Consider the following 18,180-nt stretch of genomic DNA (forward strand, 5'->3'; position numbering starts at 1 on the left):
TTCAAACTACAGGGGGCTTGCGAAATGCAAAAGCTAGAATTGCTGTATGAAGGTAAGGCAAAAAGAATTTATCGTACAGAATCAGCAGATATGGTTTGGGTAGAGTACAAAGATAGTGCGACTGCTTTCAATGGGGAGAAAAAAGAGACGATTACAGGAAAAGGTCGTTTGAACAATGAAATTACAACTTTATTGTTCAGAAAGTTACAAGAAGTTGGAATTAAAACACACTTTGTTGAGAAGTTATCTGAAACAGAACAACTTGTTAAAAAAGTGAGTATTATTCCTTTAGAAGTTGTCACAAGAAATGTAATTGCAGGAAGTCTTTCAAAACGATTAGGAATGGAAGAGGGAACTGTACTTGCAGAACCAATCGTAGAATTTTACTTCAAAGATGATGATTTAGGAGATCCGCTTGTAACGGAAGATCATATTCGTGTATTAAACGTTGCATCGCCAGAGCAAGTAAGTGTATTACGAGATATGGCTCTACAAATCAATCAAGTGTTGATTGATCATTTCGCAAGCTGTCGTGTAAGATTAGTAGATTTCAAATTAGAGTTTGGTGTAACGGAAGAAGGAGAAATCATTTTAGCGGATGAAATTTCACCAGATACTTGCCGTTTATGGGATGAAACGAGCAATGAAAAGTTTGATAAAGACGTATTCCGTCGTGATCTTGGAAATTTAACAGATGCTTATGAAGAGATTTTAAAACGTTTAGGGGGAATTTCACATGTATAAAGTTAAGGTATATGTAACATTAAGAGAAAGCGTATTAGATCCACAAGGAACAGCAGTAAAAGGAGCACTTCATAGTCTTTCATTCACAGAAGTACAAGACGTTCGAATCGGAAAGTACATGGAACTAACAATTGATAAATCTGTATCTGATTTAGATAGCAAGGTAAAAGAAATGTGTGAAAAACTATTAGCGAACGTTGTAATGGAAGACTTCCGTTATGAAGTTGAGGAGGTTGTCGCACAGTGAAATTTGCCGTAATAGTATTTCCGGGTTCGAACTGTGATGTCGATATGTTCCATGCAATTAAAGATGAGCTTGGCGAAGAAGTAGATTACGTTTGGCACGATACAGAGAATTTAGATGAATATGATGCAATTCTACTACCAGGTGGATTTTCTTATGGTGACTACTTACGCTGCGGTGCTATCTCTCGCTTTGCTAATGCAATGAAAGCAGTGCAAAAAGCTGCTGAGCAAGGAAAGCCGATTTTAGGTGTATGTAATGGATTCCAGATTCTTGTTGAATCAGGATTACTACCAGGAGCGTTAATAAGAAACGAAAACTTAAAATTTATGTGTCGCACTGTTCAGTTACGTGTTGAAAATAATGAAACGATGTTTACATCACAATATGAAAAAGATGAAATAATTAATATTCCAATCGCGCATGGTGAGGGGAATTACTATTGTGATGAAGCGACTCTTAAACAATTAGAAGAGAACAATCAAATCGCATTCCGTTACGTAGAAAACCCTAACGGTAGCGTTTCAGATATTGCTGGTATTGTAAATGAAAAAGGAAATGTACTTGGTATGATGCCGCACCCAGAGCGTGCTGTAGATGAATTACTTGGCGGTGCTGAAGGGTTAAAAGTCTTTCAATCTATCTTAAAACAGTGGAGGGAAACATATGTCGTTAATGCTTGAACCAAATCCAACACAAATTAAAGAAGAGCGTATATATGCGGAAATGGGGTTAACAGACGAAGAGTTTGCCATGGTTGAAAAGATTTTAGGTCGTCTGCCAAATTATACAGAAACAGGGTTATTCTCTGTAATGTGGTCTGAACATTGTAGTTATAAAAATTCAAAACCAGTGCTTCGAAAATTCCCAACAACAGGTGAGCGTGTTCTACAAGGGCCTGGGGAAGGTGCTGGAATTGTAGATATCGGTGATAATCAAGCAGTTGTATTTAAAATGGAAAGTCATAACCATCCTTCAGCTATTGAACCATATCAAGGAGCTGCAACAGGTGTTGGTGGTATTATTCGTGACGTATTCTCTATGGGAGCACGTCCGGTAGCTCTATTAAACTCACTTCGTTTCGGTGAATTACAGTCACCACGTGTGAAATATTTATTCGAAGAAGTAGTAGCAGGAATTGCAGGATACGGTAACTGCATCGGTATTCCGACTGTTGGCGGCGAAGTACAATTTGATCCATGTTATGAAGGAAATCCACTTGTAAATGCAATGTGCGTAGGTTTGATTAACCACGAAGACATTAAAAAAGGGCAAGCACATGGTGCTGGTAACACAGTAATGTACGTAGGAGCATCAACTGGTCGTGACGGTATTCACGGTGCAACATTCGCGTCGGAAGAACTATCTGAAAGCTCAGAAGCGAAACGTCCAGCGGTTCAAGTAGGGGATCCATTTATGGAAAAACTTCTTATTGAAGCGTGTTTAGAATTAATTCAATCTGATGCACTTGTTGGAATTCAAGATATGGGTGCGGCTGGTTTAACATCATCATCTGCAGAAATGGCAAGTAAAGCAGGAATGGGTATTGAAATGTACTTAGATGATGTACCACAGCGTGAAACAGGAATGACACCATATGAAATGATGCTATCTGAATCACAAGAGCGTATGTTAATTGTCGTGAAAAAAGGTAGAGAACAAGAAATAGTAGATTTATTTGAGAAGTATGGTCTTGCAGCGGTTACGATGGGGAAAGTAACAGAAGATAAAATGCTTCGTTTATTCCATAAAGGTGAAAAGGTAGCTGAAGTTCCAGCAGATGCTTTAGCAGAAGAAGCACCAATTTATCATAAGCCATCAAAAGAAGCAGCATACTTTGCTGAATTCCAAGCAATGAAAATGGAAACGCCAAAAGTAGAAAATTATAAAGAAACGTTATTCGCTTTATTACAGCAACCAACAATTGCAAGTAAAGAGTGGGTATACGATCAATACGATTACCAAGTTCGCACAAGCACAGTTGTTACGCCAGGTTCAGATGCTGCAGTTGTACGTGTACGCGGTACAGAAAAAGGATTAGCAATGACGACAGATTGTAACTCTCGCTACATTTATCTAGACCCAGAGATGGGCGGTAAAATTGCAGTAGCAGAGGCAGCGCGTAATATCGTATGTTCTGGCGGAGAGCCACTTGCAATTACAGATTGCTTAAACTTCGGTAACCCAGAAAAACCAGAAATCTTCTGGCAAATTGAGAAATCAGTAGACGGTATGAGTGAAGCTTGTCGCACATTACAAACACCAGTTATCGGCGGAAACGTATCGATGTATAACGAGCGTAGTGGTGAAGCTGTATATCCAACACCAACTGTTGGGATGGTCGGACTTGTGCATGACTTAAAACATGTAACAACACAAGAGTTTAAGCAAGCTGGTGATTTAGTGTATGTAATTGGTGAGACGAAAGCTGAGTTTGGCGGAAGTGAATTACAGAAAATGATTCACGGCAAAATTTTCGGTCAATCACCAAGTATCGATTTAGATGTAGAATTAAAACGCCAAAAACAAGTATTAGAAGCAATTCAAGCTGGTCTTGTTCAATCTGCACATGATGTTGCTGAAGGTGGTTTAGCAGTTGCGATTTCAGAAAGTGCAATTGGTGCTAAAGGCTTAGGTGCTACTGTGAAATTAGATGGAGAAGCAACAGCAGCATTATTCGCTGAATCACAGTCTCGCTTCGTGATAACTGTAAAACGTGAAAATAAAGAGGCGTTTGAGAAAGTGGTAGAAGCAATCCAAGTTGGAGAAGTAACAAGTACAAATGAAGTAACAATTCATAATGAAGAAAATGAAGTATTACTTACAGCAAATGTAGATGAAATGAGAAAGGCTTGGAAAGGGGCAATCCCATGCTTGCTGAAATAAAGGGGTTAAACGAAGAATGTGGCGTTTTCGGAATTTGGGGGCATGAAAATGCAGCACAAGTTTCATACTACGGATTGCACAGTTTACAGCACCGTGGGCAAGAAGGCGCAGGCATTGTCGTAAATAATGGGGAAAAAATCGTCGGTCACAAGGGGTTAGGTTTAATATCAGAAGTGTTTTCAAGAGGTGAGCTAGAAGGATTAAATGGAAAATCAGCGATCGGACATGTACGATATGCAACGGCTGGTGGAAGTGAAGTTGCTAACGTTCAACCATTGTTGTTCCGTTTTTCCGATCATAGTATGGCGTTAGCTCATAACGGAAATTTAATTAACGCAAAAATGCTTCGTCGTGAATTAGAAGCAGAGGGCAGTATTTTTCAAACTAGTTCAGATACAGAAGTACTTTTACATCTTATTAAACGTAGTACGAAAGATTCTTTAATTGAAAGTGTAAAAGAAGCTTTAAACAAAGTGAAAGGTGCGTTTGCGTATCTTTTACTAACTGGAAATGAAATGATCGTTGCATTAGATCCGAATGGGTTCCGTCCGCTTTCAATTGGAAAGATGGGGGATGCTTACGTTGTAGCATCTGAAACATGTGCTTTTGATGTAGTAGGTGCAACATACATTCGTGATGTAGAACCGGGTGAATTACTTATCATTAATGATGAAGGAATTCACGTAGATCGTTTCACAAACGATGTAGAACATGCAATTTGTAGTATGGAATACATTTACTTTGCACGACCAGATTCTAATATTGCAGGCGTTAACGTTCATGCAGCACGTAAGAATATGGGGAAACGTTTAGCGGCAGAAGCTCCTATTGAAGCAGATGTTGTTACTGGTGTACCAGACTCTAGTATTTCAGCTGCGATTGGCTATGCGGAGGCAACAGGTATTCCATATGAGTTAGGATTAATTAAAAATCGCTACGTTGGACGTACGTTTATTCAACCTTCTCAGGAACTGCGAGAGCAAGGGGTTAAGATGAAGCTTTCCGCAGTAAGAGGTGTAGTTGAAGGGAAACGAGTTGTTATGATTGATGACTCTATCGTAAGAGGAACGACAAGTAAACGAATTGTTCGTATGCTTCGTGAAGCTGGAGCGACAGAAGTTCACGTAAGAATTGCTTCACCACCTCTGAAATATCCATGTTTCTATGGCATTGATATTCAAACGAGAAAAGAATTAATTGCAGCAAATCATACAGTAGAAGAAATCCGTGAAATGATCGGAGCAGATTCTTTAACATTTTTAAGCGAAGATGGATTAGTAGATGCAATTGGACGTCCATATGAAGGGAAATATGGTGGCCTATGCATGGCTTACTTTAATGGGGACTATCCAACAGCTCTTTATGATTATGAGCAAGAGCTTTTAGAAAGTATGAAATAAGAAAAGTGAAACAAGCTTCTACTTCTTTTGATGTAGAAGCTAGCTCCTTTCTTAAAATAGCCCGCCCTGGATGGGGAGAAATTAAAAGACGAGGTGTAAATAACGATGGCGAATGCATATAAGCAAGCAGGAGTAGATATTGAAGCTGGATATGAAGCGGTATCTCGCATGAAAAAACACGTACAAACAACTATGAGAAAAGAAGTACTAGGCGGTTTAGGCGGTTTTGGAGGTATGTTTGATCTATCAAAATTTGCATTAGAAGAACCTGTATTAGTATCTGGAACAGATGGCGTGGGAACGAAATTGATGCTCGCTTTTATGGCAGATAAACATGACACAATTGGTATTGATGCAGTAGCAATGTGTGTAAATGATATTGTTGTCCAAGGAGCAGAGCCGCTTTTCTTCCTTGATTATATTGCTTGTGGTAAAGCTGAACCTAGTAAAATTGAAAACATCGTCAAAGGTATATCAGAGGGCTGTCGCCAAGCTGGTTGTGCATTAATCGGTGGAGAAACAGCTGAAATGCCAGGAATGTATTCTACGGAAGAATATGATTTAGCTGGTTTTACAGTTGGGATTGTTGATAAAAAGAAAATTGTAACAGGTGAAAAGATTGAAGCTGGTCACGTGCTAATTGGCTTAGCATCTAGCGGTATTCATAGCAATGGTTACTCTTTAGTACGAAAAGTGTTACTAGAAGATGGGGAACTATCTTTAGAGCGTATTTATGGCCGCTTAGAACTACCTCTTGGTGAAGAATTATTAAAACCAACGAAAATTTATGTCAAACCTATTTTAGAACTATTGAAGAAACATGAAGTATACGGTATGGCGCATATTACAGGTGGTGGATTTATTGAAAATATTCCACGCATGTTGCCAGAAGGAATCGGTGCCGAGATTGAACTAGGATCTTGGGAAATTCAGCCGATCTTTAGTTTGCTTCAAGAAGTTGGAAAACTGGAAGAAAAAGAAATGTTCAATATTTTTAACATGGGTATTGGTATGGTAGTAGCAGTGAAGGAAGAAGATGCAAAAGATGTTGTTCGTCTTCTTGAAGAGCAAGGAGAAATGGCTCGTATTATTGGACGTACTATACAAGGAGCTGGCGTTACTTTTAATGGGGGCACAGCACTATGAGTAGATTAGCAGTTTTTGCTTCTGGAAGCGGATCTAACTTTCAATCTCTCGTTAATGCGGTAGAAGAAAAAAGATTGGATGCAGAAATTAGTTTATTAGTATGTGATAAACCAGAAGCACGCGCTGTTGGACGGGCAAATTATCATCATATTCCGTGTTTTGCTTTTTCAGCGAAAGCATATGAGTCAAAAGAAGCATTTGAAAAAGAGATATTAAAGAAGCTAGAAGAATATGAAATTGATTATGTTATTTTAGCTGGATATATGCGGTTAATCGGGCCGACGTTACTAGAAGCATACGGCGGGAAGATTATTAATATTCATCCATCATTACTACCGAGCTTTCCGGGTAAAGATGCTGTCGGTCAAGCGTTAGAAGCAGGTGTGAAAGTAACTGGAGTAACAATTCATTATGTAGATGCAGGTATGGATACAGGGCCAATTATTGCGCAAGAAGCAGTGGTTGTTTCTGAAGGGGATACGAGAGAAAGTTTACAAAAGAAAATTCAACAAGTTGAACATAAATTATACGTAAATACAGTAAATCAAATTGTTCAGTCTGTGAAAGAATCAACTGTTAACTAACATACAACCAGGGGTGAAGGATAAATGAAAAAGCGTGCATTAGTAAGTGTTTCAGATAAAACAGGAGTAGTAGAATTTGTTAAAGGGTTACTAGAACAAGGGATTGAAGTTATTTCAACAGGTGGTACGAAAAAGTTATTAGAAGAAAACGGTTTACAAGTAATTGGTATTTCTGAAGTAACTGGTTTCCCTGAAATTATGGATGGACGTGTGAAAACGTTACATCCAAATATTCATGGTGGTCTATTAGCAGTTCGTGATAATGAAACACATGTAACACAAATGAATGAATTAGGTATGGAGCCAATTGACTTTGTTGTTGTTAACTTATATCCATTTAAAGAAACAATCGCTAAGCCTGATGTAACATTTGCTGATGCAATTGAAAATATTGATATCGGTGGCCCGACAATGATTCGCTCTGCTGCGAAAAATCATAAATTCGTATCTGTAATTGTAGATCCAGTAGATTATGATATTGTGTTAGCAGAACTGAAAGAGAACGGTGAAGTAGCAGAGGAAACAAAACGTAAACTAGCAGCGAAAGTATTCCGTCATACAGCAGCGTATGATGCGTTAATTTCTAACTACTTAACAGAGCAAATGGGTGAAGAAAGTCCAGAAACATTAACTGTGACATTTGAGAAAAAGCAAGACTTACGTTATGGCGAGAACCCACATCAAAAGGCAACTTTCTATAAAGCGCCATTCGCAGCAACTTCTTCTGTTGCATACGCAGAACAATTACACGGTAAAGAATTATCGTATAACAATATTAATGATGCAGACGCAGCACTTAGCATCGTAAAAGAATTTACAGAACCAGCAGTAGTAGCAGTAAAACATATGAATCCATGTGGTGTTGGAGTAGGAACTGATATTCACGAAGCATATACTCGCGCTTATGAAGCAGATCCAGTATCAATTTTCGGCGGTATTATTGCAGCAAATCGTGAAATTGATAAAGCTACAGCAGAAAAGTTACATGAAATTTTCTTAGAAATTGTTATCGCACCTTCGTTCTCGCAAGAAGCTTTAGAAGTGTTGCAAAGTAAGAAGAACTTACGTTTATTAACTATAAATATTGAAAAAGCGACAAGTGCAAGCAAAAAACTAACTTCTGTACAAGGTGGACTTCTCGTTCAAGAAGAAGATACGTTATCATTAGATGAAAGTACAATTTCAATTCCAACGAAACGTGAACCTTCAGAGCAAGAATGGAAAGATTTAAAACTAGCTTGGAAAGTTGTAAAACATGTGAAATCAAACGCAATTGTTTTAGCGAAAGATGACATGACAATTGGCGTCGGTGCGGGACAGATGAACCGTGTAGGTTCTGCAAAAATCGCAATTACACAAGCTGGTGAAAAAGCACAAGGTAGCGCACTTGCATCTGATGCTTTCTTCCCAATGCCAGATACATTAGAAGAAGCAGCAAAAGCAGGAATTACAGCAATCATTCAACCAGGCGGATCAATCCGTGATGAAGATTCTATTAAAGTGGCAGATACGTATGGGATTGCTATGGTGTTCACTGGCGTACGTCATTTCAAACACTAATAGAGGATGTTTAAAAAGTCCGGTCGAGATAACCTTTTATTGATATGAAAAAGCAAACTAGGAGCATAGCTTCTAGTTTGTACTTATTTAATTATTGGGGGATGAAATATGAATGTTTTAGTAATTGGCCGCGGTGGGCGTGAGCATGCTTTAGCTTGGAAGTTTGCACAATCTGAAAAAGTAGAAAAGGTATATGTAGCACCAGGTAATGAAGGTATGAGAGATGTTGCAACACCAGTTGATATTGATGAAAATGATTTTGATGCATTAGTTTTATTTGCAAAAGAGAATAATGTTGAGTTAACTTTCGTTGGACCAGAAATTCCGCTTATGAATGGAATTGTTGATTGTTTTAAAGAAGAGGGACTTCGCGTATTTGGTCCGAATAAAGCGGCTGCTGTTATTGAAGGTAGTAAAGCTTTTACAAAAGAGCTTATGAAAAAGTATGATATTCCAACTGCGGCGTACGAAACTTTTACAGATTATGAAGAAGCAGTACAGTACATTCAAAAAGTTGGTGCACCAATCGTTATTAAAGCTGACGGCCTAGCTGCGGGTAAAGGGGTAACGGTAGCAATGACGCTTGAAGAGGCATTACAAGCTGTGAAAGAAATGCTACAAGATGTGAAATTCGGCGCGGCAAGTAAGAAGATCGTTATTGAAGAGTTTTTAGATGGACAAGAATTTTCATTAATGGCATTCGTGAATGGAACAACTGTACATCCAATGGTAATCGCCCAAGATCATAAAAGAGCTTTTGATGGTGATAAAGGTCCAAATACGGGCGGAATGGGTGCATATTCTCCAGTACCACAAATTCCAGAATCAGCAGTTCAAGAAGCGATTCAAACCGTATTACATCCAACTGCTAAGGCGATGATTGCAGAAAACCGTTCGTTTACAGGTATTTTATACGCAGGTCTTATTTTAACAAATGATGGTCCGAAGGTAATTGAATTTAATGCACGCTTCGGTGATCCTGAAACAGAAGTTGTATTACCTCGCTTAGAAAATGATTTAGTTGACGTATGTAACGCTGTATTAGATGAAAGTGAACTAACGTTACAATGGTCAGAAGAAGCTGTAATCGGTGTTGTACTTGCTTCTAAAGGATATCCAGAAGCATATAAAAAAGGTGATATTATTAGTGGACTAGATGCACTGCAAGATGTGATTGTTTTCCATGCAGGTACAGCAATGAAACATGGGGACTTTGTAACGAACGGTGGCCGTGTATTATTTGTTGCTTGTAAGGCAAATAGTTTACAAGAAGCAAAAGATAACGTATATAAAGAAATCGGTAAAATTGAGAGTGATGGTCTATTTTATCGAAGTGATATAGGATATCGTGCAATTGGGCATGAGATGACGAAAAGTTAATATGTAAAAATCCCGCTGAGGAATCAGCGGGATTTTTTATGCATCTTTATCTTTTTTTAATTTCCCTTTTTGCTTTGCCATTTCTCGAAGTAAATACTCGATGTGTGCATTGACGCTACGAAATTCATCATTTGCCCATTTTTCGATGACTGCGTGTAATTCAGGATCAATACGTAATGGAAAGCTTTTCTTTTTAGCCATAATTACTTATAGCCCTTAGTATAGGCTTCCTGTATTAATAACTGGTTGCGCACCTTTATCTGAAACGATGGCAACTAATAAGTTGTTTACCATATTTGCTTTACGCTCGTCATCGAGTTCTAGTACGCCTTCTTCATCTAACATATGGATGGAATCTTTCGCCATCTTCACAGCACCTTCAACAATTTCTTTTCTAGCAGCTAATACTGCTTTTGCTTGCTGGCGTTGTAGCATTGCATGGGCAATTTCTGTTGCGTAAGCTAAGTGCGTTAAACGAGTTTCTAATACTTCTACACCAGCAATTTCAAGACGCGCCTCTAACTCACGTTTTAATTCTTCAGAGATTTCTTCAGTATTTCCGCGTAATGTAACGCAGGTTTCATCTTGGAAATTGTCATAAGGATATTTTGTTGCAACATGGCGGATTGCCGTTTCGCTTTGAATTTCTACAAATCGATCATAATGTTCAACACCAAACATTGCTTTTGCAGAATCAACAACTTTATATACGATAACAGCTGCAATTTCAATTGGATTTCCATCAACGTCATTTACTTTTAATTTTTTACTGTTAAAGTTTTCAACACGTAAAGATACAGTTTGACGGAATGCGAACGGAATCGTTAAAAATAAACCGTTTTGACGAATTGTTCCTAAATAATTACCGAAGAACGTAATAACCTTCGCTTGATTCGGTTGAACAATACCGATACCTGTAGCGAGAACTGCGGCTAATATAATAGTTAGTGCCGCTCCTATGAAAATTTCTTGTGCAAGGAAAAATACACCGATAGCAGCTAAAATCAAAATTCCAATAATACCGAGAAAACCATTTACATAAAATACTTGTTTTTCTTTCATATGATCGCCTCCTGATATAAAAATGATATCACTTTTATATCATTTTAAGCAAGAGGTATGCACCTAATTTTCTGAATTTTATTGATTGATATCTTTTATATACATTTTAAGGCTGAAAAAGAGAATGTACGTTCTGTTTTATGGTAAAATAAAGAAGACTTAACCGCCCACTGCAGCAGCTAAGTCCCTTTGAGAGCATCTTGCATCGTGACAAATGATTCAAAGCGGTTTTGCCAGGATTATATTTTCAATCGCTGACTCAATCTCTTTGTCAGAAGCGTCATAACTTCCTTTTGACTTTGGCTTGTCATGAGTGGAAGTTTGATTCACTTCTTCTTTAGCATGTCCTTTTTCAGCAAAATTCATGCTAGGCATTTTAAATGCCCCCATATTCATGTATTTTCCGAATTTCCACATTTCAACAACAGGGCAGAAACGAACAATTCCTTCTGCAACTTTCATTGCACCAATCCATAGAAAAATGTTAGACCAAGTGCACCACGGCTTGCGTACAAGTTTAGTTGCACTACATCCGAAGAGGACAAGCCCAAGTGTAATTCGAATTAGAGCGTTTATTGTCCCGATATTTTGCTTCATTAGAAAAACACTCCTTTTTATGAAAGTTGAAATAGATAATACTATTTCTTTTATTAGTATCCCGTTTGATTTTTGGGATATGTAATCCAACATTTGACGTGGAAAAAGATGTTGGAATGTGCGTGTGTGTAAGTAACTTTTTTTGTTATAATGAAAGAATGCATAAAAGGAACTTCAAAATTAAATCCTCTAGTTTAAAAAATATGGAAGAGGTAATTCCAAACTTAATTCTCCGTTTTAAACAAATATTTAAGATGAAGTTAAAACAATAATGATGAAAATAAACTGTTATTTTGAACAGAAATATATATAACTAGAGAAAAGGAAGGGTGTTTTCATGTACGATATTTCCGGATGGAAACATGTATTTAAGCTTGATCCAAATAAGGAGTTAAGCGATGAACATTTAGAAATGATTTGTGAGTCTGGAACTGATGCGGTTATTGTAGGCGGAAGTGATGGAGTTACAATTGATAACGTATTACACATGCTAGTTAGCATTCGTAGATATGCAGTTCCTTGTGTATTAGAGGTTTCTGATGTAGAAGCAATTACACCAGGATTTGATTTTTATTACATCCCAAGTGTTTTAAATAGCCGAAAAGTAGAATGGGTAACAGGTGTTCATCATGAGGCATTGAAAGAATTTGGGGATATTATGGACTGGGACGAAATTTTTATGGAAGGGTATTGTGTTTTAAATCCAGAAGCGAAAGTAGCCCAGCTTACAGAAGCGAAATGTGATTTAACAGAAGATGACGTTATTGCATATGCTCGTTTAGCAGACAAGTTATTACATTTACCGATATTTTATTTAGAATATAGCGGTACGTATGGAGATGTTGAACTTGTTAAAAATGTAAAAGCAGAATTGAAACAAGCTAAGTTATACTATGGCGGTGGTATTTCTAATGCAGAACAGGCGAAAGAAATGGCACAATATGCTGATACAGTAGTTGTTGGAAATATTATTTATGATGATATAAAATTGGCGTTAAAAACAGTTAAAGCAGTAAAAGGAGAGTAGGTGCAGGCGTATATGAGTATGACAGATAGATTATTAAACGGTTTAAATCCACAGCAACAAAAAGCAGTTCAAACAACGAATGGACCACTTCTATTAATGGCAGGTGCAGGTAGTGGTAAGACACGTGTGTTAACACATCGTATTGCGTATTTACTTGGTGAAAAAGGTGTAGCACCATGGAATGTACTAGCTATTACCTTCACAAATAAAGCAGCTCGTGAAATGCGTGAGCGTATTGATACACTTGTGGGACCAGAAGCAGAAGATATTTGGATTTCGACGTTCCACTCTATGTGTGTACGTATTTTACGACGGGATATCGATCGTATTGGTATTAATCGTAACTTTACAATCTTAGATTCAGGCGATCAGCTTACTGTAGTCAAAAAAATTATGAAAGAGCGCAATATTGATCCGAAGAAATTTGAGCCGCGCTCTATTTTAGCGGGTATTAGTAATGCGAAAAATGAACTGTTATCTGCGGATAAATATGCAAAAAAAATTACAATGGCTGATCCATATGAAAAATTAACGAGCGATGTATACACAGAGTATCAAAAACGTCTTTTGAAAAATAATTCATTAGACTTTGATGATTTAATTATGACCACGATTCAGTTATTTGAACGTGTTCCAGAAGTATTAGAGTTTTATCAGCGTAAGTTCCAATATATTCACGTTGATGAGTATCAAGATACGAACAAAGCGCAATATCTTCTTGTTAAACATTTGGCAGCGCGTTTTAAAAATCTTTGCGTTGTAGGTGACTCTGACCAGTCTATTTATCGCTGGCGTGGTGCAGATATTTCTAACATTTTGTCGTTCGAAAAAGACTATGAGAATGCACAAGTAATTTTGTTAGAACAAAACTATCGTTCGTCACAAAATATTTTAAATGCAGCGAATGCTGTTATTGAAAAAAATACGAATCGTAAGCCGAAGAAATTATGGACAGACAATCAAGTTGGAAGTAAAATCTCGTATTATCGTGCTGCAACTGAAAAGGACGAAGCGTATTTTGTTGCGAAAAAAATTCGTGACGATATTCAAATGGGGAAACGAAAATATACTGATTTTGCAGTGTTATATCGTACGAATGCTCAGTCTCGTATGGTCGAGGAGATTTTCCTTAAATCTAACATTCCGTACAAAATTGTCGGAGGTACGAAGTTCTACGATCGTAAAGAGATTAAAGATATTTTGGCGTACTTACGTTTAATCGGTAATCCAGATGATGAAATTAGTTTTGCACGTATTATTAACATGCCAAAGCGTGGTATTGGTGCGACTTCTATCGATAAAATTATTAATTACGGTGTGCAAAACGGAATTTCATTAACTGCTGTATTTGATGAAATTGAGCATGTTGGAGTAAGTGCAAAAATTACAAAGGCAGTAAAAGAATTTGCGAATTTATTAAATAACTGGGTAAATATGCAAGAGTATTTATCTGTTACAGAATTAGTAGAAGAAGTTATTGAAAAAACAGGCTATCGCGATATGTTGAAAAATGAACGTTCTTTAGAAGCGGAAGGTCGTTTAGAAAACTTAGACGAGTTCTTATCTGTTACGCAAACATTTGAATCTCAAAGCGAAGATAAGAGCCTTGTTGCATTCTTAACAGATTTAGCACTTGTTGCTGATATTGATCGTGTAGATGAAGACCCAACTGCTGGTGAAGAAGTTATTTTAATGACGATGCACTCAGCGAAAGGATTAGAGTTCCCGGTTGTCTTTATTGTTGGCTTAGAGGAGGGGATATTCCCTCATACTCGTTCTCTTATGGAAGAGGATGAAATGCAAGAAGAACGTCGTCTTGCTTATGTAGGTATTACCCGTGCAGAAGAAGAGCTATATTTATCTAACGCGCAAATGCGTACTTTATTTGGTAGAACAAGTATGAACGCTGCGTCTCGATTCATTACAGAAATCCCGACAGAACTAGTGGAATCATTAAATGAAACAGCGCCAAAGCGTGAAACATCGTTTGGTGCAAAAGGCAGAACGGCAAGTAGCGGCAAAACGACAATCACAACGACAACACGCTCTCGTTCAGCTTTCGCGCGCCCTGCAGCTAAGACGACAGGCGGCGAACAAATTGGCTGGGCAGTAGGAGATAAAGCTTCCCACCAAAAATGGGGAGTCGGTACAGTTGTAAGTGTAAAAGGTGAAGGTGATGCAAAAGAATTAGATATTGCATTCCCAAGCCCAATTGGTGTTAAACGTTTGTTAGCAAAATTTGCACCTGTGACGAAACAATAGAAAGGAATGAGGATATGTCAAAAGAGATAGCAAAAAAACGTATAGAAGAACTGCGTGATTTATTAAATACATTTAACTATCAATATCACGTATTAGACAATCCTTCTGTTTCTGATGCGGAATATGACCGTAATATGCAGGAGCTTATAAAATTAGAAGCAGAGAACCCAGAGTTTATGAGTGAAGATTCTCCCTCCGTTCGCGTTGGGGGGACTGTTCTTGATATATTTGAAAAAGTAACACATAAGTCACCAATGTTAAGTTTAGGAAATGCATTTAACGAAGGAGATTTACGTGATTTCGACAGAAGAGTACGTCAAGGAATTGATGGTGCGAATGTAAGATATATATGTGAATTAAAAATTGACGGGCTTGCCGTTTCGCTTCATTATGAAAAAGGACGCTTCATTCAAGGGGCGACACGTGGTGATGGTGTAACGGGTGAAGATATTACTCAAAATTTAAAAACGATTAAAGCTATCCCACTTCGTTTAAATGAAGAAGTAACGTTAGAAGCACGAGGCGAAGCTTATATGCCGAAGCGTTCATTCGTTAAACTAAATGAAGAAAAAGAGCAAAATGGAGAAGATGTATTTGCGAATCCGCGTAATGCAGCAGCAGGTTCAATACGTCAACTTGATCCGAAAATTGCAGCGAAGCGTAACTTATCTATGTTTGTGTATGGTCTTGCGAATGTAGAAGAAAAAACAATTCCATCACATAGTGAATCGCTTGATTTCTTAGGTGAACTTGGATTTAAGACAAATCCAAATCGCCGTACATGTGAAACAATTGAAGAAGTTATAGCTTATGTAGAAGAATGGCAAGAAAAACGTCCGCATCTTGATTATGAGATTGATGGAATCGTTATAAAAGTAGATGATGTTGCCCTTCAAGAAAGTCTAGGAACTACAGCGAAGAGTCCAAGATGGGCGATTGCTTATAAATTCCCGGCTGAAGAAGTTGTAACGAGATTAACAGGCATTGAATTAAGTGTTGGCCGAACAGGAGTTGTAACACCGACTGCAGAACTAGAGCCAGTGAGAGTTGCTGGTACGATTGTTCGTCGTGCTTCTTTACATAACGAAGATTTAATTCGTGAAAAAGACATTCGAATTGGTGACTACGTTGTTGTGAAGAAGGCTGGAGATATTATTCCTGAAGTTGTGAACGTTATTTTTGATAAGCGTACTGGTGAGGAAGAAGAATACCGCATGCCAACTCATTGTCCAGCATGTGAGAGTGAACTTGTTCGTTTAGAAGAAGAAGTAGCACTTCGTTGTATAAATCCAACTTGTCCTGCTCAAATTCGAGAAGGGTTAATCCATTTCGTTTCAAGAAATGCAATGAATATTGATGGACTTGGAGAACGTGTCATTACACAACTCTTTGATGCTGATTACATTCGTACATTTGCTGATTTATATGCATTGACGAAAGAGCAATTATTACAGTTAGAACGTTTTGGTGAAAAATCAGCAACAAACTTAATACAAGCAATTGAAAATTCTAAAGAAAACTCGTTAGAGCGATTATTATTTGGTCTTGGAATTCGCCACGTTGGAGCGAAAGCAGCACGTACATTTGCAGAGCACTTTGAAACGATGGATGAGCTTGTAAAAGCAACGGAAGAAGAACTAAAAGCAATTAATGAAATTGGCGAAAAAATGGCTCAATCTGTTGTGACATATTTTGATAATGAAGATGTATTAGAGTTATTACAGCAGTTTAAAGAGTATGGCGTGAATATGACATACAAAGGTATAAAAATTGCAGATTTACAAAATGTTGAATCTTACTTCGCAGGAAAAACGGTTGTTTTAACAGGTAAGCTAGAAGTTATGGGGCGAAGTGAAGCGAAGAAGAAGATTGAGGCATTAGGTGGAAAAGTAACGGGAAGTGTTAGTAAGAGTACGGATTTAGTTGTTGCAGGTGAAGCGGCTGGTTCGAAATTAGCACAAGCGGAGAAACATAATGTTGAGGTTTGGAATGAAGAGAGGTTCTTACAAGAGCTAAATAAGTAAGAGGTGCAAACTTACCATGAAAAAAATAGCATTAGCGGTATTAAGCCTTGGCCTACTTGTAAGTGGGTGTAGTGCAGGTGCCGACAAAGATGAAAAAGTGGCTGAGAAATCGGGGAAAGCAAAAGAACAATCAGTTGTTCCAAAATACGCTATTTCGGATGAATATTATAAGACGACTATTCCATTTGATGGTGGAAATGCACGTGGTTTAGTGGTGCAAGGGTTAAATAGTCGTCTTGATATAGATGAATTTGAAACAGGGTTAATGCGAATTGCAAAAGAATCATTTAGTACGAAAGATAATTTTTTAAAAGGCGGAAAAGCTCTAGATACTCAAACTATACAGATGCTTGTTAAAAGAAAACGTACAGATGCTGAACAAAAGGAACTAGAGGACAAATTAAAAAAAGATGCAGTTAAATTTCCTAATATAGGATTAAACCCTGCATTAGGAACAGGATCCGAATCACTAGAAGTGAAAAATAAAAAAAATCCAATATATATTTCAAATATTTTAGAGCATGATTATTATGTGAAAAAAGGCGATAACGGCGAGGAACGCGTTGGTATGGTAGTTGGATTAGCAATGAATTCTGTTCAATATTTTAACGAAGAGCATGGTTATCCACGTGAAGCTGCAATCCCGGATGAAAAGATGTTAGCTGAAGGGAAAAAAATGGCGCAAGAAATTTTGAAAGTCATACATCAAAAAGAACCTGAAACCAAAAATATTCCAATAACATTTGCGATTTATCGCCAAGCTCCAAAGTCTTCGCTCGTGCCAGGTAACTTTGTTTCTTATGCGAATGTTGAAAAAGGTAGTGAAACGGTTGAAGATTGGCAACAAATTAATGAAAAATATTATTTGTTCCCATCAGAGCAAGCGAAAACAGATAATAAACGTGAAGACCTTGCAAGAGTATCCAACTTTAAGGCAAAACTAAGCGATTATTTCCAAGGCGACTATACAGCTGTTATTGGTACTGGTATGTATAGAGATGATGAATTAAGAGAAATGAAGCTTGATATTCCTGTCCAGTTTAATGGAAAAGCTGAAATAGTTGGTTTTACACAATATGTGGCAGGGCTTGTTATGGAATACTTCCCGAATTATATGAAAGTACAAGTAACGATTAAATCTGTAGAACGCCCAGAAGCTATTATTATACGTGAAGCAAAACAAGATGAACCACTTGTGAAGATTTTAGATTAAATATGAAGGCTGTTCCTCTATGGAACAGCTTTTTTTCTTATGTAATTTTGT

General features: G+C 37.6%; 16 protein-coding genes. 13 read left to right on the forward strand and 3 right to left on the reverse strand.

Features of this window, described 5'->3' with window-relative positions; all coding sequences use genetic code 11:
• The first annotated feature begins 24 nt into the window (after positions 1 to 24).
• From purC to purD, 9 genes are all read left to right on the forward strand, one after another.
• Positions 25 to 744 (forward strand): phosphoribosylaminoimidazolesuccinocarboxamide synthase, encoded by a 720-nt coding sequence (purC, locus tag ACTL4X_RS01735; protein WP_001170544.1) that lies wholly within the window; start codon positions 25 to 27, stop codon positions 742 to 744.
• Positions 737 to 991: a phosphoribosylformylglycinamidine synthase subunit PurS gene (gene purS, locus ACTL4X_RS01740; RefSeq protein ID WP_000278823.1), complete on the forward strand. Its 255-nt coding sequence runs from the start codon at positions 737 to 739 to the stop codon at positions 989 to 991. The genes purC and purS overlap by 8 nt, the downstream gene beginning before the upstream one ends.
• Positions 988 to 1,671, forward strand: coding sequence for a phosphoribosylformylglycinamidine synthase subunit PurQ (gene purQ, locus ACTL4X_RS01745; RefSeq protein ID WP_000666774.1), 684 nt, complete (start codon positions 988 to 990; stop codon positions 1,669 to 1,671). Before purS ends, purQ begins: the two co-directional genes overlap by 4 nt.
• Entirely contained in the window at positions 1,655 to 3,874 is a 2,220-nt protein-coding gene (purL, locus tag ACTL4X_RS01750; protein WP_000055564.1) for a phosphoribosylformylglycinamidine synthase II, read from the forward strand. Before purQ ends, purL begins: the two co-directional genes overlap by 17 nt.
• A complete protein-coding gene (gene purF / locus ACTL4X_RS01755) occupies positions 3,859 to 5,274 on the forward strand; it encodes an amidophosphoribosyltransferase (protein WP_000879025.1) in 1,416 nt (471 codons plus the stop codon). The genes purL and purF overlap by 16 nt, the downstream gene beginning before the upstream one ends.
• A 105-nt stretch (positions 5,275 to 5,379) precedes the next feature.
• The gene (gene purM / locus ACTL4X_RS01760; protein WP_001262439.1) at positions 5,380 to 6,420 is read left to right on the forward strand and encodes a phosphoribosylformylglycinamidine cyclo-ligase; all 1,041 of its coding nucleotides are present in this window, start codon (positions 5,380 to 5,382) and stop codon (positions 6,418 to 6,420) included.
• Positions 6,417 to 7,004: a phosphoribosylglycinamide formyltransferase gene (gene purN / locus ACTL4X_RS01765; protein ID WP_000088589.1), complete on the forward strand. Its 588-nt coding sequence runs from the start codon at positions 6,417 to 6,419 to the stop codon at positions 7,002 to 7,004. Before purM ends, purN begins: the two co-directional genes overlap by 4 nt.
• A 24-nt stretch (positions 7,005 to 7,028) precedes the next feature.
• On the forward strand, positions 7,029 to 8,564 hold the full coding sequence (gene purH / locus ACTL4X_RS01770) for a bifunctional phosphoribosylaminoimidazolecarboxamide formyltransferase/IMP cyclohydrolase (RefSeq protein WP_000745439.1): 1,536 nt from the start codon (positions 7,029 to 7,031) through the stop codon (positions 8,562 to 8,564).
• A gap of 108 nt (positions 8,565 to 8,672) precedes the next feature.
• Positions 8,673 to 9,944 (forward strand): phosphoribosylamine--glycine ligase, encoded by a 1,272-nt coding sequence (purD, locus tag ACTL4X_RS01775; RefSeq protein ID WP_086400867.1) that lies wholly within the window; start codon positions 8,673 to 8,675, stop codon positions 9,942 to 9,944.
• A gap of 36 nt (positions 9,945 to 9,980) precedes the next feature.
• Here purD and ACTL4X_RS01780 read toward each other — a convergent pair whose 3' ends face one another.
• The 3 genes from ACTL4X_RS01780 to ACTL4X_RS01790 all read right to left on the reverse strand — a co-directional run bounded on the left by ACTL4X_RS01780 (position 9,981) and on the right by ACTL4X_RS01790 (position 11,603).
• Positions 9,981 to 10,145 (reverse strand): toxin-antitoxin system HicB family antitoxin, encoded by a 165-nt coding sequence (locus tag ACTL4X_RS01780; RefSeq protein WP_001085171.1) that lies wholly within the window; start codon positions 10,143 to 10,145, stop codon positions 9,981 to 9,983.
• Positions 10,146 to 10,160: 15 nt separating this feature from the next.
• Positions 10,161 to 11,006 carry an SPFH domain-containing protein gene (locus ACTL4X_RS01785; protein WP_000660669.1) on the reverse strand — a complete coding sequence of 282 codons (846 nt, stop codon included), beginning with the start codon at positions 11,004 to 11,006 and terminating at the stop codon, positions 10,161 to 10,163.
• A gap of 219 nt (positions 11,007 to 11,225) precedes the next feature.
• Positions 11,226 to 11,603 (reverse strand): YgaP family membrane protein, encoded by a 378-nt coding sequence (locus ACTL4X_RS01790; RefSeq protein WP_000812346.1) that lies wholly within the window; start codon positions 11,601 to 11,603, stop codon positions 11,226 to 11,228.
• Between the two features lie 337 nt (positions 11,604 to 11,940).
• Between ACTL4X_RS01790 and ACTL4X_RS01795 the strand changes: the two genes are divergently transcribed.
• From ACTL4X_RS01795 to ACTL4X_RS01810, 4 genes are read left to right on the forward strand one after another with little or no spacing between them, the layout of a single operon-like run.
• Positions 11,941 to 12,630 (forward strand): heptaprenylglyceryl phosphate synthase, encoded by a 690-nt coding sequence (locus ACTL4X_RS01795; protein WP_000272098.1) that lies wholly within the window; start codon positions 11,941 to 11,943, stop codon positions 12,628 to 12,630.
• Positions 12,631 to 12,642: 12 nt separating this feature from the next.
• Positions 12,643 to 14,892, forward strand: coding sequence for a DNA helicase PcrA (gene pcrA / locus ACTL4X_RS01800; RefSeq protein ID WP_002164784.1), 2,250 nt, complete (start codon positions 12,643 to 12,645; stop codon positions 14,890 to 14,892).
• A 14-nt stretch (positions 14,893 to 14,906) separates the two neighbouring features.
• Positions 14,907 to 16,916, forward strand: a complete 2,010-nt coding sequence (gene ligA / locus ACTL4X_RS01805) for an NAD-dependent DNA ligase LigA (RefSeq protein WP_000031450.1) — start codon at positions 14,907 to 14,909, stop codon at positions 16,914 to 16,916.
• Positions 16,917 to 16,932: 16 nt separating this feature from the next.
• Complete coding sequence (locus tag ACTL4X_RS01810; protein ID WP_000717031.1) at positions 16,933 to 18,129, forward strand: CamS family sex pheromone protein; 1,197 nt, start codon at positions 16,933 to 16,935, stop codon at positions 18,127 to 18,129.
• Positions 18,130 to 18,180: the final 51 nt, after the last annotated feature.

It is taken from the genome of Bacillus sp. RE35 (assembly GCF_052146655.1).
Classification (GTDB): domain Bacteria; phylum Bacillota; class Bacilli; order Bacillales; family Bacillaceae_G; genus Bacillus_A; species Bacillus_A cereus.

What these genes read in the sequence shown, in the direction of transcription:
- ACTL4X_RS01790 (WP_000812346.1), bottom strand. Translation starts at nt 11,603, where the DNA reads ATGAAGCAAAATATCGGGACAATAAACGCTCTAATTCGAATTACACTT.
- ACTL4X_RS01785 (WP_000660669.1), bottom strand. Translation starts at nt 11,006, where the DNA reads ATGAAAGAAAAACAAGTATTTTATGTAAATGGTTTTCTCGGTATTATT.
- ligA (WP_000031450.1), top strand. Translation starts at nt 14,907, where the DNA reads ATGTCAAAAGAGATAGCAAAAAAACGTATAGAAGAACTGCGTGATTTA.
- purN (WP_000088589.1), top strand. Translation starts at nt 6,417, where the DNA reads ATGAGTAGATTAGCAGTTTTTGCTTCTGGAAGCGGATCTAACTTTCAA.
- ACTL4X_RS01780 (WP_001085171.1), bottom strand. Translation starts at nt 10,145, where the DNA reads ATGGCTAAAAAGAAAAGCTTTCCATTACGTATTGATCCTGAATTACAC.
- purD (WP_086400867.1), top strand. Translation starts at nt 8,673, where the DNA reads ATGAATGTTTTAGTAATTGGCCGCGGTGGGCGTGAGCATGCTTTAGCT.
- purS (WP_000278823.1), top strand. Translation starts at nt 737, where the DNA reads ATGTATAAAGTTAAGGTATATGTAACATTAAGAGAAAGCGTATTAGAT.
- purH (WP_000745439.1), top strand. Translation starts at nt 7,029, where the DNA reads ATGAAAAAGCGTGCATTAGTAAGTGTTTCAGATAAAACAGGAGTAGTA.
- ACTL4X_RS01810 (WP_000717031.1), top strand. Translation starts at nt 16,933, where the DNA reads ATGAAAAAAATAGCATTAGCGGTATTAAGCCTTGGCCTACTTGTAAGT.
- purF (WP_000879025.1), top strand. Translation starts at nt 3,859, where the DNA reads ATGCTTGCTGAAATAAAGGGGTTAAACGAAGAATGTGGCGTTTTCGGA.
- purC (WP_001170544.1), top strand. Translation starts at nt 25, where the DNA reads ATGCAAAAGCTAGAATTGCTGTATGAAGGTAAGGCAAAAAGAATTTAT.
- purL (WP_000055564.1), top strand. Translation starts at nt 1,655, where the DNA reads ATGTCGTTAATGCTTGAACCAAATCCAACACAAATTAAAGAAGAGCGT.
- ACTL4X_RS01795 (WP_000272098.1), top strand. Translation starts at nt 11,941, where the DNA reads ATGTACGATATTTCCGGATGGAAACATGTATTTAAGCTTGATCCAAAT.
- purM (WP_001262439.1), top strand. Translation starts at nt 5,380, where the DNA reads ATGGCGAATGCATATAAGCAAGCAGGAGTAGATATTGAAGCTGGATAT.
- pcrA (WP_002164784.1), top strand. Translation starts at nt 12,643, where the DNA reads ATGAGTATGACAGATAGATTATTAAACGGTTTAAATCCACAGCAACAA.